Source organism: Roseobacter fucihabitans, assembly GCF_014337925.2.
Taxonomy (GTDB): Bacteria; Pseudomonadota; Alphaproteobacteria; order Rhodobacterales; family Rhodobacteraceae; genus Roseobacter; species Roseobacter fucihabitans.
Window position 1 is genome coordinate 3,961,910 of the sequence record NZ_CP143423.1, and the last position, 24,314, is coordinate 3,986,223.

At 59.0% G+C, this 24,314-nt stretch carries 23 protein-coding genes; 13 read left to right on the forward strand and 10 right to left on the reverse strand.

Annotation, left to right across the window (positions count from 1 at the left end; all coding sequences use genetic code 11):
* Position 1: 1 nt before the first annotated feature.
* Entirely contained in the window at positions 2-979 is a 978-nt protein-coding gene (locus tag ROLI_RS19430; RefSeq protein ID WP_187429334.1) for a sodium-dependent bicarbonate transport family permease, read from the reverse strand.
* Positions 980-1,036: 57 nt separating this feature from the next.
* Positions 1,037-1,687: a carbonic anhydrase gene (locus ROLI_RS19435; protein ID WP_187429333.1), complete on the reverse strand. Its 651-nt coding sequence runs from the start codon at positions 1,685-1,687 to the stop codon at positions 1,037-1,039.
* A 147-nt stretch (positions 1,688-1,834) separates the two neighbouring features.
* Between ROLI_RS19435 and ROLI_RS19440 the strand changes: the two genes are divergently transcribed.
* From ROLI_RS19440 to ROLI_RS19450, 3 genes are all read left to right on the forward strand, one after another.
* Positions 1,835-2,215: a hypothetical protein gene (locus ROLI_RS19440; RefSeq protein WP_187429332.1), complete on the forward strand. Its 381-nt coding sequence runs from the start codon at positions 1,835-1,837 to the stop codon at positions 2,213-2,215.
* Between the two features lie 63 nt (positions 2,216-2,278).
* Entirely contained in the window at positions 2,279-3,664 is a 1,386-nt protein-coding gene (locus tag ROLI_RS19445; protein ID WP_187429331.1) for a M17 family metallopeptidase, read from the forward strand.
* 11 nt (positions 3,665-3,675) lie between these two features.
* Positions 3,676-4,452: an NlpC/P60 family protein gene (locus ROLI_RS19450; RefSeq protein WP_316247419.1), complete on the forward strand. Its 777-nt coding sequence runs from the start codon at positions 3,676-3,678 to the stop codon at positions 4,450-4,452.
* Between the two features lie 6 nt (positions 4,453-4,458).
* Here the strand turns inward: ROLI_RS19450 and ROLI_RS19455 are convergent, their stop codons facing one another.
* Entirely contained in the window at positions 4,459-4,806 is a 348-nt protein-coding gene (locus tag ROLI_RS19455; RefSeq protein WP_187429329.1) for a DUF2794 domain-containing protein, read from the reverse strand.
* 325 nt (positions 4,807-5,131) lie between these two features.
* Complete coding sequence (locus ROLI_RS19460; RefSeq protein WP_187429328.1) at positions 5,132-5,749, reverse strand: TetR/AcrR family transcriptional regulator; 618 nt, start codon at positions 5,747-5,749, stop codon at positions 5,132-5,134.
* A gap of 137 nt (positions 5,750-5,886) precedes the next feature.
* On the opposite strand from ROLI_RS19460, the gene mbfA reads away from it, so the two are divergent.
* The 7 genes from mbfA (at position 5,887) to ROLI_RS19495 (ending at position 11,656) form a co-directional block, all read left to right on the forward strand.
* The gene (gene mbfA, locus ROLI_RS19465) at positions 5,887-6,861 is read left to right on the forward strand and encodes an iron exporter MbfA (protein WP_187429327.1); all 975 of its coding nucleotides are present in this window, start codon (positions 5,887-5,889) and stop codon (positions 6,859-6,861) included.
* A gap of 36 nt (positions 6,862-6,897) precedes the next feature.
* On the forward strand, positions 6,898-7,827 hold the full coding sequence (locus tag ROLI_RS19470) for an AEC family transporter (RefSeq protein WP_187429326.1): 930 nt from the start codon (positions 6,898-6,900) through the stop codon (positions 7,825-7,827).
* Positions 7,828-7,896: 69 nt separating this feature from the next.
* On the forward strand, positions 7,897-8,727 hold the full coding sequence (fghA, locus tag ROLI_RS19475) for an S-formylglutathione hydrolase (protein ID WP_187429325.1): 831 nt from the start codon (positions 7,897-7,899) through the stop codon (positions 8,725-8,727).
* Positions 8,724-9,179, forward strand: a complete 456-nt coding sequence (locus ROLI_RS19480; RefSeq protein ID WP_187429324.1) for a YaiI/YqxD family protein — start codon at positions 8,724-8,726, stop codon at positions 9,177-9,179. Before fghA ends, ROLI_RS19480 begins: the two co-directional genes overlap by 4 nt.
* A 22-nt stretch (positions 9,180-9,201) precedes the next feature.
* On the forward strand, positions 9,202-9,822 hold the full coding sequence (locus ROLI_RS19485; RefSeq protein ID WP_187429323.1) for an HAD family phosphatase: 621 nt from the start codon (positions 9,202-9,204) through the stop codon (positions 9,820-9,822).
* On the forward strand, positions 9,819-10,736 hold the full coding sequence (locus tag ROLI_RS19490) for an ornithine cyclodeaminase family protein (RefSeq protein ID WP_187429322.1): 918 nt from the start codon (positions 9,819-9,821) through the stop codon (positions 10,734-10,736). The genes ROLI_RS19485 and ROLI_RS19490 overlap by 4 nt, the downstream gene beginning before the upstream one ends.
* Positions 10,733-11,656: an alpha/beta fold hydrolase gene (locus ROLI_RS19495; protein ID WP_187429321.1), complete on the forward strand. Its 924-nt coding sequence runs from the start codon at positions 10,733-10,735 to the stop codon at positions 11,654-11,656. The genes ROLI_RS19490 and ROLI_RS19495 overlap by 4 nt, the downstream gene beginning before the upstream one ends.
* On the opposite strand, the gene ROLI_RS19500 is transcribed toward ROLI_RS19495, so the two are convergent.
* On the reverse strand, positions 11,653-12,894 hold the full coding sequence (locus ROLI_RS19500) for an MFS transporter (protein ID WP_187429320.1): 1,242 nt from the start codon (positions 12,892-12,894) through the stop codon (positions 11,653-11,655). The two genes, ROLI_RS19495 and ROLI_RS19500, sit on opposite strands and share 4 nt — an antisense overlap.
* Before the next feature lie 132 nt (positions 12,895-13,026).
* Here ROLI_RS19500 and zapE point away from each other — a divergent pair, with 132 nt between their 5' ends.
* Complete coding sequence (zapE, locus tag ROLI_RS19505; protein WP_187429319.1) at positions 13,027-14,085, forward strand: cell division protein ZapE; 1,059 nt, start codon at positions 13,027-13,029, stop codon at positions 14,083-14,085.
* Here the strand turns inward: zapE and ROLI_RS19510 are convergent.
* Genes ROLI_RS19510 through ROLI_RS19525 form a run of 4 tightly spaced genes read right to left on the reverse strand, consistent with a single transcriptional unit; the run spans position 14,082 to position 20,366 of the window.
* Complete coding sequence (locus ROLI_RS19510) at positions 14,082-15,356, reverse strand: folylpolyglutamate synthase/dihydrofolate synthase family protein (RefSeq protein WP_187429318.1); 1,275 nt, start codon at positions 15,354-15,356, stop codon at positions 14,082-14,084. The two genes, zapE and ROLI_RS19510, sit on opposite strands and share 4 nt — an antisense overlap.
* The gene (accD, locus tag ROLI_RS19515; protein ID WP_187429317.1) at positions 15,353-16,306 is read right to left on the reverse strand and encodes an acetyl-CoA carboxylase, carboxyltransferase subunit beta; all 954 of its coding nucleotides are present in this window, start codon (positions 16,304-16,306) and stop codon (positions 15,353-15,355) included. Before accD ends, ROLI_RS19510 begins: the two co-directional genes overlap by 4 nt.
* A 58-nt stretch (positions 16,307-16,364) precedes the next feature.
* Positions 16,365-17,264, reverse strand: a complete 900-nt coding sequence (locus tag ROLI_RS19520; RefSeq protein ID WP_187429316.1) for a CPBP family intramembrane glutamic endopeptidase — start codon at positions 17,262-17,264, stop codon at positions 16,365-16,367.
* A 12-nt stretch (positions 17,265-17,276) separates the two neighbouring features.
* Positions 17,277-20,366: an ABC transporter transmembrane domain-containing protein gene (locus tag ROLI_RS19525; protein WP_187429315.1), complete on the reverse strand. Its 3,090-nt coding sequence runs from the start codon at positions 20,364-20,366 to the stop codon at positions 17,277-17,279.
* Positions 20,367-20,571: 205 nt separating this feature from the next.
* On the opposite strand from ROLI_RS19525, the gene ilvD reads away from it, so the two are divergent.
* Positions 20,572-22,335: a dihydroxy-acid dehydratase gene (gene ilvD, locus ROLI_RS19530; RefSeq protein WP_187429314.1), complete on the forward strand. Its 1,764-nt coding sequence runs from the start codon at positions 20,572-20,574 to the stop codon at positions 22,333-22,335.
* Positions 22,336-22,377: 42 nt separating this feature from the next.
* Complete coding sequence (locus tag ROLI_RS19535) at positions 22,378-22,914, forward strand: hypothetical protein (protein WP_222869444.1); 537 nt, start codon at positions 22,378-22,380, stop codon at positions 22,912-22,914.
* Positions 22,915-22,970: 56 nt separating this feature from the next.
* On the opposite strand, the gene ROLI_RS19540 is transcribed toward ROLI_RS19535, so the two are convergent.
* Complete coding sequence (locus ROLI_RS19540; protein WP_187429312.1) at positions 22,971-24,311, reverse strand: S41 family peptidase; 1,341 nt, start codon at positions 24,309-24,311, stop codon at positions 22,971-22,973.
* Positions 24,312-24,314: the final 3 nt, after the last annotated feature.

Consider the following 24,314-nt stretch of genomic DNA (forward strand, 5'->3'; position numbering starts at 1 on the left):
TTCAAACTCCTGTCAGGGCGGTGGCCAACGCGACATAGAGAGGTATGCCAAGCGTCAGGTTGAACGGAAATGTCACGCCGAGCGAGAGCGTCAGGTAAATGGACGGATTGGCTTCGGGCAGGGCCACGCGCATGGCCGCCGGGACGGCGATATAGGAGGCGGAGGCCGAAAGCACCATCATCAGGACCACGCCGCCGGTGGAGAGCCCCAGAAGCAGCCCCGCACCGAGCCCGCAAATGCTGCCGATCACCGGCATCGTAATGCCAAACGCCAGCACGCCGGGGCGCAACACCCCGCTGCCGCCGCGCAGACCCCGTCCGGCCACCAGCCCCATATCGAGCAGGAACAAGCAGAGCACACCCTTGAACGGGGCCACGACGAAGCTGGAAATCTCCGCAAGGCCTTCCTCTCCTGTCGCCCAGCCGATGAAAAACGCGCCCACCAGCAGGACGATAGAGCCGTTGAGCATGATTTCCCGCATCAAATCGCCATCCATGCGCCGCCCGTCGCCCCCGCGCGAGATCAGCCAGAGGGCCGAGAGGATCGCGGGCGCTTCCATGGCGGCGGCCACTGCGACCATATAGCCCTCAGACGAAATGTCGCTGCTTTCTAGCACGGAGGTCGCCGCGACAAAGGTCACGATGGAGATCGAGCCGTAATGCGCCGCGACGGCGGCCGCGTCCAGGCGCGAGAGTTTCGTCATCACCTGCAACAGCGCGAAAGCAATAAGCGGCAGGGCAGCAGACAGGATGATACCCGCCAGCAGTGTCAGGCCGAGTTTTGCGTCAATGCCATGAGAGGACACGCTGACACCGCCCTTGAAACCGATGGCAAAAAGCAAATAGATCGACAGCGCCTTTGCCGCCGCTTCCGGCACGCTCAGGTCCGAACGCGCCAGCGAGGCGGCCACGCCCAGTGCAAAGGACAGGATAATCGGCGAGATCAGGTTATTGCCCGCCAGTGTCAGTATCTGTTCCATGAGCCGCTCCAAAATCCCCGCCCGACCGAATAAGAACCTGCATTCACATGTGCAAGGTCAAACCGGTTGGAACGCCTGTGTATCCACATTGAAATACTCCAGACCGCCCTCGCCGATATCGGTCCACAACCCGTGGAGCGTCAATATTCCTTCCGCCACACGGGATTGGATAAAGGGGAAGGTCATAAGATTGTCCAGGCTGGTCAGAACCGCATGCTTTTCAAGCTGTTGAGCCTGTATAACCGGGTCGTTTTCTTCAGCGACCAATGCGTATTTCGGGCGCAGGATATCCATCCACCGACCCACAAAACTCTGCGGGTCTTCAAGCTCCGGGGCAGCACCCTGGCACATGTCGATGCAGCCCTTGATCCCGCCACAACTGGAATGGCCCAGCACGATCAGATGCGTGACATGCAGCATGTTGACCGCATATTCCACTGCTGCCGAGGTCCCGTGATGATCCCCGTCCGGCTGATAGGGCGGCACCAGATTAGCGATGTTGCGGTGGATAAAGAACTCACCCTGATCCGCCCCGAAAATCGAGGTCACATGCACGCGGCTGTCACAGCAGGAGATCACCATAGCGCGGGGATGCTGGCCGTTGCTGGCCAGGTGGCGATACCACGCTTTGTTGTCGGCATATCCCGTTGCCTTCCAGCCATGATAGCGCTGTACCAGGTACCCCGGAAGCGGTTTCGCGTGGTCCATATCCATCCCGTTCCTCTTTGCGGTCGGGTGCAACTATACCGAATTCATATCGAATTCGAGAGAAAACCGCTCGCGTCATAAACACTTTGGATAGAATTGCCATGTCATACCCTAGGCGTGCCGTGGGGGCATTAGAGGGTGAGTGTAATGGATCAGGTCCTGAAAATCAGGCTGAAAGAAACTGTGCACGTCGATCAGGATCGGCTTGCAGCGCTATACGCGGAACTTGGCGAGGCCGGTGCCGAAGATGTCGTTTGCCGTGCGATGGAAGAGCTTGCGTTAAGGTTGTCGCATTGCAGCCGGCTTTATACCGCCGACAATGGCGCAGAGTTGCGCAAATGCGCGCGCTCGTTGATCGCGATTGCCGATCAGATCGGGATGCACGTCCTGGCGCGTGTGGCCGCTGACGTGATCACCGCAATCGATGCGGAGGATGAACCAGCCCTTGCCGCCACGCTCGCGCGCCTCATTCGCATTGGCGAACAATCCCTGACCGCGATCTGGGATTTGCAGGACATCACAATCTGATACCTTGCGCAGGAGGCACGACAGGCTAATCTGGCATTTCAACAGCCTGAAAGGCACCATGTCATGCCTCTGCCTCCCTTCGCCAGCCCTTCCGATCCCGCGCTTGATCTTCATGTTATTGATCCATCCGGGTTGGCGGGTTGGCAGGCAGAACAACCAGATCATATTGGCCAATGGCTCGACACGCTGGGCTTCACCGGCGCATTGGGTCAGGCGCATCTTGTCCCCGGCGCAACTGGCGCGCCTGCTCTGGCCGTTGTCGGATACGGAACCGCGGACACGCGTGCGCGCGGCCGTTTTCATCTGGCCGGGGCTATCGCAAAATTGCCCCAAGGAATCTATAAAATCGCTCACGGGTTACCGCCCGAGCACGCTGAGGTGGAGGCCCTCGGCTGGTTGCTCGCGGGCTACCGATTTGACCGCTACGCTACGCAATCCCCTATGCTGGCGAGTTTGCAGGCCCCCGCCGGGATCGACACCGATGCCCTCTATGCCATCGCCTCGGGCGAGGCTCTGACCCGCGATCTGATCAACACGCCTGCCTCTGACATGGGCCCGGATGACCTCGAACAGGCCGCGCGCGATCTGGCCATGCGGCACGGTGCGCGTATCACCGTGATCACTGGCGATGAATTGCTGGCGCAGAATTTCCCGATGATACATACCGTTGGGCGGGCGGCCAACCGCACGCCGCGTCTGATCGATATGACCTGGGGCGACAAGGGGCCCGAAATCACGCTGGTGGGCAAGGGCGTTTGTTTTGATACGGGGGGGCTCAACCTCAAACCCGGTGCCTCTATGGGATTGATGAAAAAAGACATGGGCGGATCCGCCGCCGTGCTTGGTCTTGCGCATATGATCATGGCGACGGGGCTTGAAATCCAATTGCGCGTGCTGATCCCGGCGGTCGAAAATGCCGTTGCAGGCAATGCTTTTCGTCCCGGTGACATCTTGACCTCGCGCAAGGGCCTGAGCGTGGAAATCAACAACACCGACGCCGAAGGCCGCCTCGTTCTCGCCGATGCCCTGAGCTATGCGCAAGAATCGAATCCTGATCTGATCATCTCCATGGCCACGCTGACCGGTGCCGCGCGCGTCGCTGTGGGTCCGGACCTCGCGCCTTATTACTGTGACGATGCCGCGTTTTGCGCAGCACTGGAAAACGCCGCGCAACACCATGCTGACCCCGTCTGGCGCATGCCTTTTCACACGCCGTATGAGGCGATGATCGAACCGGGCATTGCTGATCTGGACAATGCGCCCAAGGGTGGGTTTGCCGGTTCCATCACCGCCGCGCTGTTTCTGCGGCGTTTTGTCGACACATCAACCTATGCGCATTTCGATATCTATGGCTGGCAACCCTCTGATGCGCCCGCCCGCCCCAAAGGGGGCATTGGGCAAGCCACACGCGCCCTTTTGAACACGCTCGCCGAGATGACAAAACCGTGAGGGACCCGCGCGTGACACCCGACCCGGACCTTGTGAGCGTCGATGAACCGATGCAGGTCGCGGCCCCCATCGCGGAATTGCGTCGCACCCCTTCGGGGCAACGCGACCGGCAGTTTATATACGGCGCGCCTGTCACGGTCTTGCACCACGCGGGCGACTGGCGGTTGGTCCGGGCAGAGCTGGATGGGTATTGCGGCTACGTCACGGCGGATGCGCTGGGGCCCCGCCGCGCCGCGACCCACACCGTCACCGCCCGCTCGACGCAGGCCTATGAGACGCCGCATTTCAAATCGACCGATCAAATGAACCTGACGTTTGGCAGCAAACTTGTGGCAAAATCGGAAACGGCTACCTTCATCGAGACCGAGCTCGGCCATATTCCGCGCCAGCATGTGCACCGCATATCGGATACCGCCACCGATCCTATCGCCATCGCCTCCCTGTTTCTTGGAACCCCCTATCTCTGGGGGGGTAATTCTGCCTGGGGTCTGGATTGCTCTGCGCTGGTGCAATTCGCCTGCCAGGCCTGCGCCATTCCCTGTCCAGGGGACAGCGACCAACAAGAGGCGACCCTCGGGGAGGCTTTGCCGATCGGCACTCCCTATCAAAGGGGCGATCTGCTTTTCTGGAAAGGTCACGTGGCACTGGTCATGACACCGACCACAATCATTCATGCCAACGCCGGTTACATGGCCACCGTTGAGGAAGACATCGAGGACGCTATCACCCGGATCGAGGCGCAGGGCGATGGCCTCGTGACGGCGCATAAACGCCTGCCAAAACCGTAAGCGCCCCTAGTCAACCGCGCGGATCAGCTTGCGTTCCAGCACCCGCAACACGGTTTTCAGGTCGTGGCCGCGTCGCAGGATTTGCCCGTCCATACCGACGACCGAATACATGCCCTGTTTGTCGCGCATCTTGGGCCGCTTTTCGATCCGGTACATGGGGTTTTCAGCAGTACGGCGGAACACCGAGAAAATTGCCACCTCGCGCAGGCAGGAAATACCGTAATCGCGCCACTCGCCGGCGGCGACAAAACGACCATAAATCGATAGGATCACGGAGAGTTCCGTGCGGTGAAAGGCAATCTGTTCGGGCGGAAGCGCGTGCAGATTGCTGGGCGGTGGCACCTGATAATTCATGCGCCAGACTTGCGCCCTTCGCCCGTCAAATCAAGCCCTTCCGCCCGGAATATGTGCTCGATGCGTTCCATCTCCGCAAAATGCGCCCAGCTGATGAGGCCGTAAGCGTCCAAATGCAGTGCTTGTGTCCAATGTCACAAAGACACCGCTGGTCTCCTTTGAGCCGATATCTCCACAGGATGTCTCGGGTTTCGGTGGCCGCGACACGAACATGTGGCGGTGAATGCACAACTCCAGATTTCGCGTGGCCCCATATTTGACCGATCAATAGCCACATCAGACACCCCCGGTCCGCAAGGCGCGGGTTTGGCGCAAAAACCTCAGGCTAAACCCCGTAGCGCGCCATGAAAGTCTCGACCGCGCCCTCGACCACACGGTCGATTTCCGCCGTCGTTACGACCTTTGTCATGCCAAACATCAGCCGCGGCCAGACGTCCGCCTTGCACAGCTCGCCGAACTGATCAACGGCCAGAATGCGGTCCTCAATGTGCAATTGCCCGCGCGCTTCGGCCTGTTCGAAATAGGCCGCCATTTCGGCACGAAACACCGCAGGGCCAGAGCTATAGAATTTTTGTCCCAACTCCGGGAAACGGTCGGATTCCGCAACACAGATGCGGAAAATTTGCTGGCCAAATTTGGAGGTGATGAAGCGGAGGAAATGTTGCCCCGTTTGCAACAAGACTTCGCGCGGTTCAGCCTCCATGTCGATGCTGTCCAGCGCGTCACGCGACTGGCGCTGGCATTCCGTTGTCGCCACCTCCATGAACAAAAACCGCTTGTCGGGAAAGTAACTATAGAGCGTCGCCTTGGAAACATTGGCCGCCCGCGCGATGTCATCCACACTGGCCCCCTCGAACCCATCCGCCATAAAGACCTGTCGCGCGCCTTCCAGCACCTGGTCGAATTTGCGCCCTTTGCGGATCGTCTCAACAGTCGTTGTCATGGCCCCTCCGGCGATATGACCTCATAGTATAAACTGAACCGTTCAGTTCCAAGGAGATTCCAGTAAGCGGCACTGCAAGGCGGCTTGTCGCATGTGTTTTATTACATTAGAATGATTCTAAATTATAGGTGAGCAACATGAGTTTTTCTTTTCCGCGCAAACGCTTCCGTGATCTGAATGAACAAGAAATTCTGGCGCTTGCGATCTCCTGCGAAGAAGATGATGCCCGCATTTACCGCGGCTATGCGGAGAGCCTGCGCGCGGATTTCCCCGATTCAGCGCATATTTTTGACGGCATGGCCCAGGAGGAAGACGGCCATCGCCAGCGTTTGATCGATCTGCACCGGGCGCGGTTCGGGGATGTTATTCCCCTGATCCGGCGCGAACATGTGGCCGGATATTACCAACGCCGTCCGGTTTGGCTCATCGAAAATCTGGGGCTGGAACGCATGCGCGCCGAGGCCGAAGCCATGGAGCGCGAAGCGGAACGATTCTATTTGAACGCCGCCGCCCAAACCCGTGACGCCGCCACGCGCAAACTGCTTGGCGACCTCGCCGCCGCAGAGGCCGAGCATCAGATAGTAGCGGGCGATCTTGAAGCCAGATACCTTGATGCAGACGCACGCCAGAGCGAAGAAGAAGCGGCGCATCGGCAATTCCTGCTGACCTGGGTGCAACCCGGTCTGGCCGGGTTGATGGATGGTTCCGTCTCCACGCTGGCCCCCATTTTTGCCACCGCCTTTGCCACGCAAGACACATGGACCACCTTTCTGGTGGGACTGGCCGCCTCGGTCGGCGCGGGCATCTCGATGGGCTTCACCGAGGCCGCATCCGATGACGGGCAACTTTCGGGGCGAGGCTCACCCATCAAACGCGGCTTCGCTTCCGGGATCATGACCACCGTGGGCGGGCTGGGTCACGCGCTGCCCTATCTGATTACCGACTTCTGGACGGCGACGGTCATCGCCATTATTGTCGTCTTCGTAGAGCTTTGGGCCATCGCCTGGATCCAGAACCGCTTTATGAACACGCCCTTCTGGCGCGCAACCTTGCAGGTCGTTGTCGGCGGTGCCCTTGTCCTAGCCGCTGGGGTGCTGATCGGTTCTGGGTAGCTTGCGCAACCCCGCGGATCGCTCTAACACCCTTGCATGATTGAAATCTTCTTCAAGACGGTTCCCTTTTTCGCGCTGATCGGTCTGGGGTACTGGGCCGGTTACACCCGGTTTTTTACCGAAGAAGCCACCGCCTATCTCACCAAATTCGTTTTCTATTTTGCCCTCACCGCGATGTTATTTCGCTTTTCCGCGAACCTCTCGCTTGAGGATGTCTGGGACCCCAACCTCGTGGCGGGCTATCTCGCAGGCACCATGGCGGTCTACCTGATCGCGACGCTGGTGGGGTATCTGCGCAAACTCGATATTGCCACCACAGCGGTCGAGGCCCAATGCGCGGCCATCGGCAACGTGGGTTTTCTGGGTGTGCCGATGTTAACGCTGCTGCTCGGCGAAGCCGCTATTGGCCCGGTGATGATGGCACTCGCCGTTGATCTTATTGTATTTTCCAGCCTCATCGTCATACTGATCACGGGTTCACGCGACGGGCGTTTACAACTCGGCATCCTGCGCACGGTTGGTCTGGGTCTGGTCAAAAACCCGATGATCATGGCCATTGTTCTGGGTCTCATGTGGTCCTTTTTCGACATCCCGATCCCGGCACCTGCCAATGAATTCCTCGCCATTCTGGGCGCTGCGGCGACACCCGGTGCGCTTTTTGCCATTGGGGCGTCGCTTGCCACCAAATCCGCCGAACGGCTGCACATTGCGGGCTGGCTGACCTTTTGCAAACTGGGGCTGCATCCGCTGTTCGTGGCCATCGGCGTGCTCTATCTTTTTCCGGCGGATCCCTATTTTGCCGCCGTCATCATCGCGGCTGCTGCCCTGCCCGTGGCGGGCAATGTCTACATCCTCGCGCAGCACTACGGTGTCGCCCCACACCGCGTATCGGCAGCAATCCTCGTCTCGACCGCCGTCAGCATTCTCACAGTCAGCGGGATCATTGCTGTGGTGGCCCCGACCTAACCCTTTCGGGGGGCTTGCCGCACAGGCCTGCACAGGGTAGCCAAAGGAAACGACCTCAAGGAGACTGCCGTGGAAACCATCTCAGAAAACGCCTGTTTTGCAGGTACGCAAGGCGTTTATACGCACCCCTCCAAAAGCTGCGCCTGTGACATGACCTTCGGGCTGTTCCTCCCTCAGGAAGCCAAGGATGGTCCGGTCCCGCTGCTGTGGTATCTCTCCGGCCTGACTTGCACCCATGAGAACGCGATGGTCAAGGCGGGCGCGCAGGCCTGGGCCGCCGAGCAGGGAATCGCGCTGGTGTTTCCCGATACCTCACCGCGCGGCGACGGCGTTGCCGATGATGAGGCTTATGACCTGGGCCAAGGGGCGGGGTTCTATGTCAATGCGACCGAAACCCCATGGGCCGCGCATTTCCAGATGTGGGATTATGTGACCAAGGAACTCCCCGCGTTGCTGGAAGAAAGCTTCGCGCTGGACATGACCCGTCAGGCGATCACCGGCCATTCGATGGGCGGGCATGGCGCGCTGACGATGGCCATGGCATTGCCCGGACGCTTCCGGTCGGTTTCCGCCTTCGCGCCAATTTCCAACCCGACGGCCAGCGATTGGGGGCGCAAACAGCTTACTGCATATTTGGGGAACAATGAAACGGCTTGGGCCAGTCATGACGCAACGCTTTTGATGCAAGACAAGGGTTTTGACGGGCCAATCCTGATTGATACCGGGACCAATGATCAGTTCATCGATCTGCTCAAGCCCGAGGCGCTCGCCGCAGCCGTGGCCACGCGGCGTCAACAAGCCACGCTGCGCCTGCAACCGGGGTATGATCACAGCTATTTCTTTGTTTCGACCTTCATGGAAGAGCATGTCGCCTTTCACGCGGATGCGCTTTACGCATGAGCGCGCTTTACATCGACGCGGACGCCTGCCCGGTCAAGGCGGAGGCGGAAAAGGTCGCAACCCGCCACCGGATCAAGATGTTCGTGGTCTCCAATGGGGGCTTGCGCCCCTCGCAAAACCCACTGGTCGAAACGGTGATCGTGCCCGATGGCCCCGATGTGGCAGATATGTGGATCGCGGATCGTTGTGGTCCCGGTGATGTCGTGGTCACCGGGGACATCCCGCTGGCCGCGAAATGCGTGGAGGCCGGAGCGCAAGTGCTCAAGCACAACGGCGAGGCGCTCAGTGCTGCCAATATCGGCAATGTGCTGGCCACGCGTGATTTAATGACCGACCTGCGCGCGGCTGACCCGTTTCGACAGGGCGGCGGCAAAGGTTTTACAAAGGCGGATCGCTCCCGTTTTCTGGATGCATTGGAGCGGTCGCTGCGGGCCGCAAAGTCGAAGATTTAGGTAGATTGAAAAGAGACCACGGATGAAACCCAAAGCGGTGATTTTCGACATCGGCAATGTCCTGATCGAATGGCAACCCGAACGGCTTTATGATGCGGTTATCGGCGAAGAGCGACGCCGCGCGATGTTCGCGCAGGTGGATATAATTGGCATGAACGAACTGGTCGATCTGGGGCATCCGTTCAAGAAAACAGTCTATGACCAGGCCGAAAAAACCCCCAAATGGGGCAATGAGATCCGCATGTGGCATGATCGCTGGATCGAAATGGCAAGCCCGGTGATTGATCATTCGGTTCGCCTGATGAAAGCGTTGCAGGCCAAGGGTATACCGGTCTTTTCCCTGACCAATTTCGGCATCGACAGCTATGATTTCGCAGCGACGCATTACCCGTTTATGCGCGATTTTGACCGTGATTTTATTTCCGGCCACATGCGGCTGGTCAAGCCTGATCCGCAGATTTATGCGCAGGTTGAAACCACATCCGGCCTCAGCGGGGGGGAGCTGATCTTTGCGGATGATCGCCCGGAAAACATCAAGGTGGCCAAATCTCGCGGCTGGCAAACGCATCTGTTTGAAGGACCGCAAGGATGGGCGGATCGCCTGGTTGATGCGGGCCTTTTGATGCGCGAAGACGCGCTGTGAGCGTTACCGTCATTCCCTTTGAGGCTGGCGAGGCCGCTCTCGACTGGGTGGCTCTGACTGAGGCGCTGGCGGCGGGGCATTTGCTGCCGAAGGCAGAGATCACCGATACGTTTCTCTACCGCGATCCTGATACGCTGCTGAACCGTGCGGCCTGGGTTGATGGTCTGGGTCTTGCGGTAAAATCGGCCACGATTTTTCCGGGCAATACCGGCCCCACGGTCCCGTCGGTCAACGGCGGGGTGATGCTGTTTTCGGATGATGATGGCACCTTGCAGGCGATCATTGATTTTCACCTCGTGACCAAATGGAAAACCGCCGGGGACAGCCTGCTGGCCGCGCGCAGGTTGGCGCGCCCGGACAGCCGCAACATCCTGATCGTCGGGGCCGGAACGCAAGCGCGGGGCTTGCATGCCGCCTATCGCGCGGCCTTCCCACAGGCAAAATTCACTGTCTGGAACCGGACGGCTCAGACCGCCCGGGACATGGCTGCGACCCTTCCGGATATGATCGCAAGCGATAATCTGGAGGCTGCCGTGCGCGCGGCGGACATCGTTACCTGCGCGACCATGTCCACCGACCCGCTGATCCAGGGGGATTGGCTGCAACCGGGCCAGCATATTGATCTGATCGGGGCCTATCGCCCCGACATGCGCGAGGTGGATGACACCGCCCTTACGCGCGCGCGGTTGTTCGTGGACAGTCTGGACACCACCGTCGGCCACATCGGAGAGATCAAGATCCCGATTGAAACCGGCGTGATTACGGCGGGCGATATCATCGCTGACTACTACGCCCCCGAGGCATTCAAACGCGGCGGTAACGATGAAATCACACTATTCAAAAACGGCGGTGGCGCGCATCTTGATCTGATGACCAGCCGCTACATTCTGGATCGATGGAACGCTGACGCATGATCTGGTTTTATCTCATCCTGACCGCAATCATCGCCCGGCCGTTGGTGCAGGAAGCCTTGCGCAAACCTGTGACCCAAAATCTGCGCGACGCGGCTCCGGGCAGCTTTGCGCAGCTCTCTCAGGGGATCACGCATTACCAATGGTATGGGCCGGATAATGGGCCGGTTGCGGTCTGTGTGCACGGTTTGACCACGCCCAGTTTCGTGTGGCGCGGGTTGGCGAACGGGCTGGCCCTGATGGGGTATCGCGTGCTTGTCTATGACCTCTATGGGCGCGGCTTTTCGGACCGGGTGCGCGGGGCGCAGGACCGCGCGTACTTCATGCAACAACTGGCGGATCTTCTGGCAGATCAAGGGCTTGAGGATGACATTACCCTTGTGGGATATTCCATGGGTGGTGCGATTGCCGCTATTTTCGCGGCCAGCCAACCCGACCGCATCCGTCATCTCATTCTGCTCGCGCCAGCGGGTATGGCACCGGTGGCGACGGGCTTCCTTACATTTGCCGCACGGACGCCCGTGATCGGCTGGTGGCTGATGTTGAGCCGCTATCCCGCGATGCTGCGCAAAAGCCATGCTGCCGAACTCGCCGACCCCACCAGCGTGGAAGGCATTGATCACCTGAAGGAAGCCGAGTTGCACCGCCGTGGGTTTTTCCCCGCCGTGCGCGCAAGTCTTCGCGGCTTGCTGTCCGAAGACCTGTCCAGTGATCATATGACCTTGTACCGCGAAAAAGTGCCCGTTCTTGCCATTTGGGGGACTGCGGATGACGTCATCCCGCTCTCCTGCTCGGACAGGCTTGCGGAGTGGAACAGCAACGTCCAAAACGAAGTGATTGAGGGTGGCGGCCACGGTTTGCCCTATTCGCACACAATACAGGTTTTAGACCATATCGACCGTGTCCTGCATCAAAACGCCTAGGCCGTGCGCAGCCCTTCCAAACGGCGCTCGCGGATCGGCAAGTGGATGATCGCGCTGAAGGCCCCGACGCCGACACCGATCCACCAGACCAGCGTGTAATCGCCGTAGACGTCATACATGCGCCCGCCGAGCCAGACGCCAAGAAAACTGCCCAACTGGTGGCTCAGAAAGACGATCCCATAAAGCGTACCCATATAGCGCAACCCATAGATATGCGCCACGAGCCCGGAGGTGAGAGGGATTGTTGCCAGCCACAGCGCGCCCATAGCGAAGGAAAACAGGATGACGCTTTCGGGCGTGATCGGGAAGATGATGAACAGCGCCGCGATGATCGTGCGCCCGGTATAGATGCCCGCGAGAAGGTATTTCTTGGAGTAGTGTTTTCCCGCCCATCCGGCCAATAGGGTGCCGCCGATATTGGCGATCCCGATTAGCGAAATAGACACCGCACCCAGGGCCGACGTGGTGCTGATCCCCATATTATCGAGTGTGCCGCCCGGTGTGATCGGGCCACATAATTCGGTCACGAAGGCGGGGAAATGCGCGGTGATAAAGGCGATCTGATAGCCGCAGGAAAAGAACCCAAGATAGATGAACGTATAGGAGGGGTCACGGAAGGCCTTGACCAGAATTTGCCCGAGGCTTTCATCCAGTTCGGATTTGCTTGCCATCACCGGCGCGCGCATCATCGGCAAGGTCAGCAGGACCAGAATGATCGCGGCGGCAAAGAGCATGAAAGTGCTTTGCCAGGTCATGAACCCCAGCAACCATTCGGCCGTGGGTGGTCCGAAAATTTGCCCGCCGCTGCCCGCCGCCGATACAATTGCCAGCGACATCGAGCGATTTTCATCCGATGCGGCGCGCCCGACCACGGCCAGGATGACGCCAAACCCCGTGCCCGCGATGCCGAAACCGATCAGCCAGGCGTAAAGCTGATGCTCTGCGGGGGTGCTTGATTGCGCGGATAGCATCAGGCCAAGCGCGTAGATGATTGCGCCCAAAACGATGGATTTCCGGTCTCCGATTTTTTCCGCTAGCGCCCCGAACAGCGGCTGCCCCACACCCCAGGCGAGGTTCTGGATCGCAATGGCCAGCGAAAATTCCGCCCGCAGCCAGCCGAATTCCTCCGCTATCGGAATCTGGAACACGCCGAAGGTTGATCGGATTGCAAAGCTGACGATTATGATGACGCAGCCGACGATCAGCACGGGCGTCATGAGGGGTGTGCGTGTTTGCATCTGCGATCCTCCGGTCTGGCGACTGTAACCGGACAGGGCATTGCGTCAAATCAGCAATCCTGCGCTTCGCATCACAAATCCTGATGCAACTCCGGCCTTTCCCCAAAACGCGCTGCAAGCTATTGATCGGACATGGATACACTGGGCAACATCTATCGAAATCTTGTGGACGCGGGCGAATTGCACGCCGATGATGCGCAGCTTGCGGTCCTGCCGGAATTTGAACGGATCCGTGCGGCCCTCAATACACCCGTGAAAAAAAGCCTGTTTCGCAAAGCGTCGGAACCCCCTCAGGGGCTTTATCTCTGGGGTGGTGTGGGGCGCGGCAAATCCATGCTGATGGATTTTTTCGTGCAACATCTGGGGGATATCCCAGCGCGTCGCGTTCATTTCCATGCCTTCATGCAGGAAATCCACACGGCCATGCACGAGGTACGCAAAAGCGGGGTCGAGGACGCCATCGCCCCCGTGGCCAGGGACGTTGCGGCCTCGGTGCGTCTGCTCGCCTTTGACGAGATGCAAATCAGCGATATTACCGATGCGATGATCGTGGGCCGGCTGTTTCAGGCGCTGTTTGAGGATGGTGTCGTCGTGGTCACAACGTCCAATCGCGTGCCAGATGAGCTTTATAAAAACGGATTGAACCGCGATCTGTTTCTGCCCTTTATCGCGTTGATCAAAGAAAAGATGAATGTGATCGAACTGGCCAGCCCCAAGGATTACCGCCAGGATCGTTTGGCGGGGCAGCCCGTTTATTTCACACCAATCAATGGCGCGGCCCGTTTGACGATGGACTCTGTCTGGGATGATCTTGCGGGCGGGGCGGGGACGCCGCTCATCCTCAAGGTCAAAGGCCGCGATGTGGAATTATCCGCCTTTCGCAATGGCGTGGCGCGCGCAGGGTTTCACGATCTATGCGGTAAACCCCTGGGGCCGGCGGATTTTCTGGCAGTGGCCGAAGCGGTCAAGGTTCTGATGATCGACGGTATTCCCGCGCTGTCGCGCGATAACTTCAACGAGGCGAAGCGGTTTGTGACGCTGATTGATGCGCTCTATGAAGCGCGTGTGCGGCTGATCTGCTCTGCGGCGGCCAAACCGGAAATGCTCTATCTGGAGGGCGAAGGCACGTTTGAGTTCGAACGCACCGCCTCGCGCCTGCGCGAAATGGGGTCCGAGGGCTGGGGCACTTAATCCATACCTCTCAAAACGGCCCCCGCGAGGTAAAGCGATCCACAAATCAGAATGCGCGCATGCGGCGTATGGGCGATAATATCGGACAGCGCGCCATGCACGTCCGAGCCTGTGCGTGCCTCAAAGCCGACACGGCGCGCCGCCTCAGCCGTGACATCGGCGGGCAATGTATTGATCTCATCGGGAATGGAAATGGCCACAAGCCCCTCTGCGACCGCCGCCAAAGGGCGCAGATATCCGTCGATGTCCTTGGTATTGAGCATCCCGCAGATCAGATAGGTGGGGCGCTTTGGCAGGCTGCGCAGATGGCTACCGAGCGCCTCGCCCGCAGCCGGGTTATGCCCGCCGTCGAGCCAGATTTCTGCCTCTGGTGCGGCCTTGAGCAGCGGCCCCGCATTCAGATGTTGCATCCGCGCGGGCCATCTTGCCTGTGTCACCGCAGCCTCACAAACATCGGGCCCAAACCCCAAATAGCGCAGCACCGCGATCGCCGTCCCCGCATTCATCATCTGATGCGCGCCGGGCAAATTCGGGCGCGGCAGATCAAGCAACCCGGTGTCATCCTGAAAACTCATACGGTCCCGGTCCGGCCCAACATGCCATTGCTGGCCATAGGCTTGCACGGGCGCGCCATTGCATTCCGCGACCTCTTCGATGACCGCCAGCCCCTCATCCTCCTGCCGTGCGACCACGCAGGGCACGCCACGCTTTATGATGCCCGCTTTTTCAAAGGCGATCTTGCCGATTGTATCGCCAAGAAACTGTTCGTGGTCGATGGACACGGGCGTAATCGCCGTGATCTTGGGGCGGGCGACCACATTGGTCGCGTCCAATCGTCCGCCAAGCCCGACTTCGAGCAGCGTATAATCCGCAGGCACACGCGAAAACGCCAGCAAGGCCGCACAGGTGGTGATCTCGAAATAGGTGATGTTGCCACCGTCATTGGCGGCGTAGCATTCATCCAGAACAGCCGTGAGATCGGCTTCCGAAATCAACGCGCCCGCAACGCGAATACGCTCGTGAAACCGCGCAAGGTGTGGGCTGGTATAGGCATGCACCCGGTGCCCCGCCGCTTCCAGACCCGCGCGGATCATGGCCTGGGTCGATCCTTTGCCATTGGTCCCGGCGATATGGATCACGGGCGGCAAATTGTCTTGCGGATTACCGAGCGCCTCCAGCAGGCGCCACACACGATCCAGCGTCAGGTCGATAATCTTGGGGTGAAGGGCCATCATCCGCGCAAGGATGACGTCAGAGGTCGCGGCGCTCATTTCTTTGCAGGTGCCTGTGGGGTCGGTCCCGCGTCCTTGACGGGTTCAGGCGGGGTCGCGTCTATGGGATCAGGCGGGGGCAAATCCCCCATGACGGCGGGGGGCAAGCCCAACAACATGCGCGTGATGGAGATCAATTCATCGCGCATCTGACCACGCGGTGTGACACGGTCCAACATCCCGTGATCCAACAGATATTCCGCCCGCTGGAAGCCTTCGGGCAGCTTTTCGCGGATCGTTTGTTCGATCACGCGCGGCCCGGCAAAGCAAATCAACGCATTCGGCTCGGCAATATGCACATCGCCCAGCATCGCGTAACTCGCCGTCACCCCCCCCGTTGTCGGATGCGTCAGCACCACGATATAGGGCAGGCCCGCCTCCTTGAGCATTTGAATGGCCACGGTGGTGCGCGGCATCTGCATCAGACTCAGGATACCCTCCTGCATGCGCGCGCCGCCTGCGGCAGAGAACAGAATGAGGGGGCGTTTGAGCCGCACCGCCTCCTGTGCCGCCTTGATGATCGCATTGCCGACATACATCCCCATAGAGCCGGCCATAAAGTCAAAATCCTGCGCGGCCGCGACGATGGGGGTGCGCCCAATTTCGCCCAGGACGACAAGCATCGCCTCGGCCTCACCGGTCTGTTTTTGCGCCGCTTTCAATCGGTCCGGATAGCGTTTTTGATCGCGAAAACCCAGCGGATCGGGTTTGGGGGCCTCCACCTTTACTTCGCTGAAAATGCCACCATCAAACAGCGTCGTGAACCGGTCGCGCGCGGTGATGTGCATGTGGTGGTTGCAATTCGTGCACACATTCAGATTTTCGGACACTTCGCGGTGAAAGAGCATGGTCCCGCATTCGGGGCATTTGGTCCACAGATTGTCCGGAGTCTCGCGGCGCGAAAAAATCGAGTTGATCCTTGGCCGAACGTAGTTCGTGATCCAGTTCATGCGGTGTTCCTTTGGCCTTGCTTAAACCCTAGTTAATCGCGTCACAGGCAAAGTGCAATCAGCGCCGGATCGCAAGACGCGCCGCCAGCCAGCTGACAATCATGAAACCGAAGTCCACGGGCAACCAGGCCCGCACCGCCTCGACATCGCCCAGCGAAAACGGGCTGAGATAAAGCGCGAGACCAGAGAGATCATCGGGCAGGGAGATCACCACGATGGCCACCACGTTATTGACGAAATGGACGATGATGGCCGGACCCAATGTCCCCGCGCGCGCCGTCAGATCGGCCATGAGCAGGCCGAACACAACCGCCCAGAGCGCAATGGCCGTGGCGTTCGGGCCGGCCTCGATGGGCATATAATGACCCAAACCAAACAGTAGGGACGGCACCACCATCCAGATCAGCGGCGCGCCGAACCGCGCCGCCAGTTGTTGTTGGAGGTAGCCGCGAAACAAGACCTCCTCGGCGCTGACCTGAATGAACACAGCCAGCAGGGAAATCGGCAGAAGGATCAGCCAAGGTGCCAGATCCATGTTCGCCACCAGTGGCGCGCCCATATCCCAGGGCGGCATGATCCATACGACGATGTTGATCAGCACCAGAATGAACAACACGTCGCGCATCTGCGTCAGGCATAAGGGCAGGTTGCCGATAATTTCGGGAAACCCCCGCTTGTGAACCACGCGCAGGGCAATCGCGACCCCAAGCGTCATGAAACCGAAACTGCCCAGCAGAATAAACATCGCCAAGGGCGTGGACCCGGTGAGCATGGTCTGCGAAAACGCCTGCGCGTCTTTGCCCTGCCAGGTATAGAGCGTGCGAAACAGTGTCTGATTACAGAGCAGATAAACGCCGGAGGCGATGATCAGCCCCATGATCAGGCGCCAGATCTGTGACGTTTCCCGAGCCGGGTTCACCAGATGTTCATGAGCGTTGTAGGCTGAACGCGACAACATTTCCAGCGCTCCTTAGCTGTCTGATTTTTCTGTAGTGTTTTGCTCTTGCGGCACGCTGACACGCGCCTCTCGCAAGAGTTCAGCCGCACCCGTCAGGTGTCCGGCGACAGTGCGCAACAGCTGCAACAAAACCGTCGGATTGGTTTCGATGACCGACCGGAACTCCTCTGCGCCGATCCGCAGGAACTTGCTGTCTTCCAGTGTCACCAGATCCAGCTGGCGCGGCTCGTCAAGGATGATTGCCAAATCCCCAATCAGGCGGCCGGGTTCGACGGTGCCGATGTCATGCCATTCGCCATCCTCATCGTAATACCCCATGATCGCGCTGCCCGACAGACACAGATAGGCCGCATCGGCCCGCTCATCGCGGCTGAAAATCCGCTGCCCCTTCTTGGTTTTGTACCATTGCGCGGAAAACGCCAACAAACGCTGGCTGCGCGAATCGAGGTTGGCAAAAAGCTCGGTCCGCGAAATGACGCGTATCTTGCGGCGCAGATCGTCAGAGCCGCTGTCTTCCCCCTCCTGCGCATCCGGCTGTTCCACGCCATCGATACGGCCGTTCTTGATTTCCACGAACATGTCATAAGCTGTTGGGTTCTCGAACTTATCCTCCAGAAAGATCATCGTGGTATTGGGCAGCAGATCGCGCAGTTTCGCCCTTGTCTGCTTGCGGTTTTCCGCATCGTGGCTGGCCAGAACCGTATCGAGAATGAGCACATCCGGGCGTTTGATGCCTGCCCGGCTAAAGGCGGCGCGTTCCTGAAAGGCGCTCGCCAGATTGGTACCGCCAAGCCCCGTCTTGATATCCAGAATGGTTTCCGCAACCTGGCGTTTTAGCCCATGTTCGGCCACCACTTCGGCCACAAGATCCTCAATCAATTCACCCTGCACGCCCGCAACACCGGCAATGCGACCATACAGCGCGTTTTCCAGAAGCGAGAGACGCGGCAGATAATTTTCCAAGGCGACCGGCACAAAAAGCTCGCGCATTCTCTCGCGCATTTCATCGCTTTTTGCCCGCCGGATTTCGAGAATTTCCTGTTTGAAGCTCTCGGGGAAGCCAGGGCCGATCTGTTCAGCCGTAAAGGCAAATGGCACCGTGAGCAGGAGGGAGAATTCCTCCTCGCTCAACGCCTGATCGCCCTTTTCCTTTCGGCGCAGGGCGATATCAACCAGCCGCTCATATAGCTCTTCTTCGATGCCTAGTGCGGTAAAAAGCGGGTGGTTCGTGCCATCCATACCAAAGGTCTGATGCAGCGTTTCGATCAAGGTCTGCGAGATTGCGATCCCCTGCTCAGCCAGTCCCAGCTCCGAGATCAAGGCCAGAAAGCTGCTCTCCGCCGCAAGGCCGCGTTGCGAGATATCCCGCTTTGGGGAGGCGAACATCAGGTTGCCGCCCAGCGGAATGGAGGGGTTGAACGCCTCCGGGTCGAACCGGTTCACATAGCCATCAAGGCCGCGTTCCACCAGTTTTGCATGCACATCCTCACGCAGGCCCACGATCGCATTTGCCAGCCTGGCATGTGTTTCCGGATCAATGCGTGACACCAACATGCGACGGAACATGAACTCATCCAGCCCCATCGCCTCGACAAGCTGGAACCACCAACCGCGGATTTCCTCGGCTGTGTTCAAGCCCGCAAGACCCGGATCGATCCAATCCGCTTTGAGGCTGTCATGGCTATTACCGGACCGCTCGGCCTCGATGGTGCGCTTGTCCTTTTTGTTGGGATCCCAAAGCACCGTTTTCGGGCTGGACTTCAACGGCATCAACAAATTTTCTCCTAAGGTGCCGTCAAACAGATAGGGCCTTGAATGGGCATAACCGATGCGCGCGGCGATCACCGCCTGATGCATTTGCGCCAGATCGAGCCCGGTCATCGTGACGCTGCCGCGTGTGGGCATGACCTCACGGGTCAGAACTTCGGCCAAGGCGGTGCGTTCGACCTGGCTGCTGGTCTGGATTGCCACACGCGCACCCGCCGGGATTTCCAGATTGATGTTCTCAATGACGGCGTTGCCATCCGAATTGCGTACGGTGACATTCTTGATGGAAATCGCGCCATCCAGATGCGGGATTTCGTCTGGTTCACCTTCCATCAGGCGCTCGTCAATCATGTCCTTTGGCGCGAAACGTTCGGTCACGATTTCCCAACGCAGGGACATGTCCTGTACCTGATTGTAATAGGTCAGCAGCTCTTTCCAGGGCGAACTGAGATCCTTATAGGCCGCCAGCGCTGCAACCAGCGCGCCCACTGTGATATCGCCGGTGATCGCAAGATAGCCGCCCGCCGAGTAGAAAAAGAAAGGCGTCAGCTGTGTGATGAAGTTGTTGAGAAACTTCATGAAGAATTTCTTCTGATAGATCTGGAACCGGATCTCGAACAGACGCCCCAACCGGTCCGTGAACCCGGCCAGACGGAATCGCAATCCGCCATTCGTACGCAGATCGCCGATGCCTGCCGCGGTCTCCCCGATTTCCGACGAGAACTGGCGCACCTCGACGATACGCTTTTTGTTCAACTGGTTGATCTGGCGTTGCAGCATAGGAATAATGTAGGCCTGAAGCGGGATCAGCGCGATCCCGGCCAGGCCGAACCAGACGCTTTGCGCAAACAAAAAGGCCACGATGATCAACATCTGCCCCGCTTGAAACACCGGTTGCGCCACCGCATCGCCCATCAGCCCGCCCATGGGTTCGGCTTCGGATGTGACCATCGAGACCAATTCGCCCTGGCTGGTATTTCGGAAATAAGCGCGCGGGAAGCGGGTCATACGGGTGATGAGGCGATACCGGAACCGGCGCAGTAACCGTTCGGCCAACACGCCTTTCATTGTATTCAGCCGCATTTTGAGAAGGCCGTGCAACAGGACAGAACCGAGATACAGAAAACACAGCGCCATCAGGAATTGCACCTGGGTCAGCGTATACCCAAACATATCTATGCTGTTGTCCTGCGCCCCGATGGCATCGTTGATGATGCGTTTGGGCAATTCCAGCGTGGCGTAGAGAAACGGGAAGGTGAACAGCGTAAAGAACAGCAAAAACAGCTGTTCCCGTTTGGAAAACTTCCAAATGAACGCGAAAAGAGAGGATTCCATTTTCCGGCTTTCGGGTTGGGGCCGATCTCGTGCCACGGCGGGTTGCCGACCGCACCTTCAGTCAAGTTCATCCAATCTAGGCCCGCCCTTTTGCCAATACAAGCGCGCAAATGGTCATTGGCTGTGCGCAGATGAACGCGAGAGCCTTGCGGCGACAGGGTCTGTTAGCTATTCCGGGTGCAAGAGTTTTTGAAGGAAAGACCCCATGTCCAGCCAGCGTTTTGATAAATCCAGACTGCCCAGCCGCCATGTGACCGAAGGGCCCGCGCGCGCGCCGCACCGGTCCTATTATTATGCCATGGGCATGACCGAGGAAGAAATCCACCAGCCACTGGTCGGTGTGGCCACGTGCTGGAACGAAGCGGCCCCTTGCAACATCGCGCTCAGCCGTCAGGCGCAGGCCGTGAAAATGGGTGTGAAACGCGAAAGCGGCACGCCCCGCGAGTTTACCACGATTACCGTGACCGACGGTATCGCCATGGGCCATGAAGGCATGCGCTCATCGCTGGCCTCGCGCGAGGCGATTGCAGATACGGTGGAACTGACCATGCGCGGGCATTGCTATGACGCGCTCGTGGGGCTGGCGGGGTGTGACAAATCCCTGCCGGGGATGATGATGGCGATGATCCGTTTGAATGTGCCGTCGGTGTTTCTCTATGGCGGCTCGATCCTGCCGGGCCGTGCGCCCAAGGGGGCATCGGTCCCTGCGGAATACGCCGACCGTGATCTGACCGTGCAGGACATGTTTGAAGCCGTGGGTCACCAACAGAACGGTACCCTAACCGAAGCGGAGTTGGAAGTGCTTGAGCGCGTCGCCTGCCCCTCGGCCGGTGCTTGTGGCGGGCAATTCACCGCCAACACGATGGCTTGCGTGTCTGAGGCGATTGGCCTGGCGCTGCCCAATTCCGCCGGGGCCCCCGCGCCCTATGAGAGCCGCGACGCTTACGCCGAGGCTTCAGGCGCGGCCGTAATGAACCTGATCGAGAAAAACATCCGTGCGCGCGATATCTGTACCCGGCAAGCCTTTGAAAACGCAGCCCGGATCGTGGCCTGCACCGGCGGCTCGACCAACGCGGGTCTGCACCTGCCCGCCATGGCGCATGAAGCGGGCATTGATTTCTTCCTTGAGGATGTCTGCGAGATTTTCCGCGACACGCCCTATTTCGTCGACCTGAAACCGGGCGGCGCTTATGTCGCCAAGGATATGTATGAAGCCGGCGGCGTGCCTGTTGTGATGAAGGAATTGCGCAAAGCGGGCCTTTTGCATGAGGATTGCATGACGGTTACCGGCTATTCCATCGGCGAGGAACTCGACAAGGTCAGCCTTGAGGCAGACGGGCGCGTTGTCTATCCGATCGAAACGCCGCTGTCGAAAACCGGCGGTGTCGTGGGTCTTAAAGGCAACCTCGCCCCCGAAGGGGCCATCGTGAAAATCGCCGGGATGGAACCGCAACATCTGTTGTTCACCGGACCCGCGCGCATTTTTGAATGTGAACAGGACGCGTTCGAGGCCGTGCAAAACCGTACCTACGCAGAGGGCGACGTCTTTGTGATCCGCAATGAGGGTCCCGCAGGCGGGCCGGGCATGCGCGAAATGCTGGCCACCACGGCGGCTTTGTCCGGACAAGGCATGGGCAAGAAGGTTGCCTTGATCACGGACGGGCGTTTTTCCGGTGCGACGCGCGGTTTCTGCGTCGGACATGTGGGCCCCGAAGCGGCGCATGGCGGTCCCATCGCACTGCTGAAAGACGGCGATATGATCACGCTGAACGCCATTGAAGGTACGATTTCCGTAGCCGTGTCGGATGATGACATGGCAACACGCAAATCCGAATGGCAAGGTGCCCGCCCGACAATCTACGGGGCAGGCGCGCTTTGGAAATACGCCAAGCTGGTGGGCCCAACCTATATGGGTGCCGTGACCCATCCGGGCGCAAAAGACGAAGGCCATGAATATATGGAGCTGTGACGGGGTTCCCCCTGCTTGGCCTGACGTGGCCGTGCAGGGGGAATGGCGACAGACAACATTGATGCAGGAGTCCGACTATGCTCTTTTGAGAGCATGTTTGAACCCAAACAGACCGTAAAGAACGACCCGGAAAAACGATGGTATCAATCTGACCGGGTTTTCTTCGGTTTCGGCGCTTGCCACATTCTGGCGGGTGTTTTCTTGGAGGACCCGCCGCTGGAAGGTTTTTACGGTGAGTGGATTGTTCCGGCCAAAGGTTACAGCGGAACCCATATCTATGCGACCAACGGCGTGTTGGCCTTTGATTTCCACGGGTATTCCTACAGGGAAAACCTGCTGGCAAAATACTGGCGTGGGCAGCAGAAGCGATGCCCGGACTGGGCGGCAACGATCATAGAGATCGACTTCCACCTGCTCGATACAGCAGAATTGAGTAAACGCAAACACCTTGGAGCTGATCAGTATTTCAATGATCCGCGCCCCAGAGCGAAGCAATTCATATCGGCGATCAAACCGCCTACCTTTAGTCGCGGTCGCAATGCCGCCGGGGGCCACGCCTGCCAAACATCACCTAAATAGAAAAAGCCCCGGTGGAAATCCAACGGGGCTTTGCCAGAATACCATGGGCAGTGCGCTTATTCGACCGGGACCAACGCGCTCAACCCCTTGAGGATATCAATCGCATAGGCAAGTTGGTAATCCTCTTCCCGCAATGCGGCTGCGGCATCGGCTTTGGCGCGGTCGGCTTCGATCTGTTTGATCTCATCGTCGGTCAGGCTGTCATTGTTCAAACTGCCACGCAAATCAGCCTCGGACCGCAAGGGGCGCGCGTTGCTTTCTTCCTCTTCTTCGGAGGTCTCCGGTTTGCGGCGTGGTTGCTCGACAACGATGTCGGGGGACACGCCCAAGGACTGAATCGAGCGGCCCGATGGCGTGTAATAGCGCGCAGTCGTCAGGCGCATGGCACCCTCTCCACGTAGAGGCATCACCGTTTGCACGGACCCTTTACCAAAGCTCTTGGTCCCGACAACAATCGCACGGCGGTGGTCTTGCAACGCACCCGCGACGATTTCGGACGCTGAGGCAGACCCACCATTGATCAGCACGACAATCGGCTTGCCCTTCGCCAGATCACCTGCCGTCGCGTTGAACCGCTCTCCGTCCTGGATGTTGCGCCCCCGCGTGCTGACAATTTCACCTTTTTCCAGGAAGGCATCCGACACCCGTATCGCCTGCGTCAAAAGCCCGCCGGGGTTGTTGCGCAAATCTACGACGATACCGTTAACCTGGTCCATCCCCCCCGCCGTTTCGATCTGCTCTTTGAGGCCGGATTCGAGGTTGGTATAGGTCTGGTCATTAAAGGTCGTGATCCGCAACACGACTGTGTCACCTTCGGTACGGGTACGCACAGCAGTCAGTTTGATCGTATCCCGGATGATGGATACATCGAAGGGTTCCGCCTCCCCTTCGCGCACAACCGTTATGAGGATTTCAGAACCCACCGGACCCCGCATCATATCAACCGCCTCATCCAGCGTGAGGCCCAGAACGGAATCGCCATCCACATGGGTAATGAAATCGCCCGCTTCGACACCCGCTTCATCCGCCGGTGTGCCATCAATCGGCGAGACGACTTTGACAAAGCCCTCTTCCTGCGTAACCTCAATGCCGAGACCGCCGAATTCACCGCGTGTCTGGACGCGCATCTGAGCCGCATCATCGGGCGACAGATAGCTGGAGTGCGGATCAAGCGATGTGAGCATCCCGTCAATCGCGGCCTCAATCAATTCGCCCGCCTCGACTTCTTCGACGTATTGCGCGCGGATGCGCTCGAAGATGTCGCCAAACAGATCAAGCTGCTCATAGACATTGCTCGACTTTGCCGATTCCTGCGCAAGCAACGGGCCTGCGATCTGCGTTGTAGCAATGACACCGGCGACGATGCCGCCCGCTGCCGCCATGGCAAATTTCTTCATTTC

Excerpts from the sequence above, each read along its gene's own strand:
- ROLI_RS19430 (WP_187429334.1), bottom strand. The coding sequence starts at position 979 with ATGGAACAGATACTGACACTGGCGGGCAATAACCTGATCTCGCCGATT.
- ROLI_RS19435 (WP_187429333.1), bottom strand. The coding sequence starts at position 1,687 with ATGGACCACGCGAAACCGCTTCCGGGGTACCTGGTACAGCGCTATCAT.
- ROLI_RS19440 (WP_187429332.1), top strand. The coding sequence starts at position 1,835 with ATGGATCAGGTCCTGAAAATCAGGCTGAAAGAAACTGTGCACGTCGAT.
- ROLI_RS19445 (WP_187429331.1), top strand. The coding sequence starts at position 2,279 with ATGCCTCTGCCTCCCTTCGCCAGCCCTTCCGATCCCGCGCTTGATCTT.
- ROLI_RS19455 (WP_187429329.1), bottom strand. The coding sequence starts at position 4,806 with ATGAATTATCAGGTGCCACCGCCCAGCAATCTGCACGCGCTTCCGCCC.
- ROLI_RS19460 (WP_187429328.1), bottom strand. The coding sequence starts at position 5,749 with ATGACAACGACTGTTGAGACGATCCGCAAAGGGCGCAAATTCGACCAG.
- mbfA (WP_187429327.1), top strand. The coding sequence starts at position 5,887 with ATGAGTTTTTCTTTTCCGCGCAAACGCTTCCGTGATCTGAATGAACAA.
- ROLI_RS19470 (WP_187429326.1), top strand. The coding sequence starts at position 6,898 with ATGATTGAAATCTTCTTCAAGACGGTTCCCTTTTTCGCGCTGATCGGT.
- ROLI_RS19480 (WP_187429324.1), top strand. The coding sequence starts at position 8,724 with ATGAGCGCGCTTTACATCGACGCGGACGCCTGCCCGGTCAAGGCGGAG.
- ROLI_RS19485 (WP_187429323.1), top strand. The coding sequence starts at position 9,202 with ATGAAACCCAAAGCGGTGATTTTCGACATCGGCAATGTCCTGATCGAA.
- ROLI_RS19495 (WP_187429321.1), top strand. The coding sequence starts at position 10,733 with ATGATCTGGTTTTATCTCATCCTGACCGCAATCATCGCCCGGCCGTTG.
- ROLI_RS19500 (WP_187429320.1), bottom strand. The coding sequence starts at position 12,894 with ATGCAAACACGCACACCCCTCATGACGCCCGTGCTGATCGTCGGCTGC.
- zapE (WP_187429319.1), top strand. The coding sequence starts at position 13,027 with ATGGATACACTGGGCAACATCTATCGAAATCTTGTGGACGCGGGCGAA.
- ROLI_RS19510 (WP_187429318.1), bottom strand. The coding sequence starts at position 15,356 with ATGAGCGCCGCGACCTCTGACGTCATCCTTGCGCGGATGATGGCCCTT.
- accD (WP_187429317.1), bottom strand. The coding sequence starts at position 16,306 with ATGAACTGGATCACGAACTACGTTCGGCCAAGGATCAACTCGATTTTT.
- ROLI_RS19520 (WP_187429316.1), bottom strand. The coding sequence starts at position 17,264 with ATGTTGTCGCGTTCAGCCTACAACGCTCATGAACATCTGGTGAACCCG.
- ROLI_RS19525 (WP_187429315.1), bottom strand. The coding sequence starts at position 20,366 with ATGGAATCCTCTCTTTTCGCGTTCATTTGGAAGTTTTCCAAACGGGAA.
- ilvD (WP_187429314.1), top strand. The coding sequence starts at position 20,572 with ATGTCCAGCCAGCGTTTTGATAAATCCAGACTGCCCAGCCGCCATGTG.
- ROLI_RS19535 (WP_222869444.1), top strand. The coding sequence starts at position 22,378 with ATGGCGACAGACAACATTGATGCAGGAGTCCGACTATGCTCTTTTGAG.
- ROLI_RS19540 (WP_187429312.1), bottom strand. The coding sequence starts at position 24,311 with ATGAAGAAATTTGCCATGGCGGCAGCGGGCGGCATCGTCGCCGGTGTC.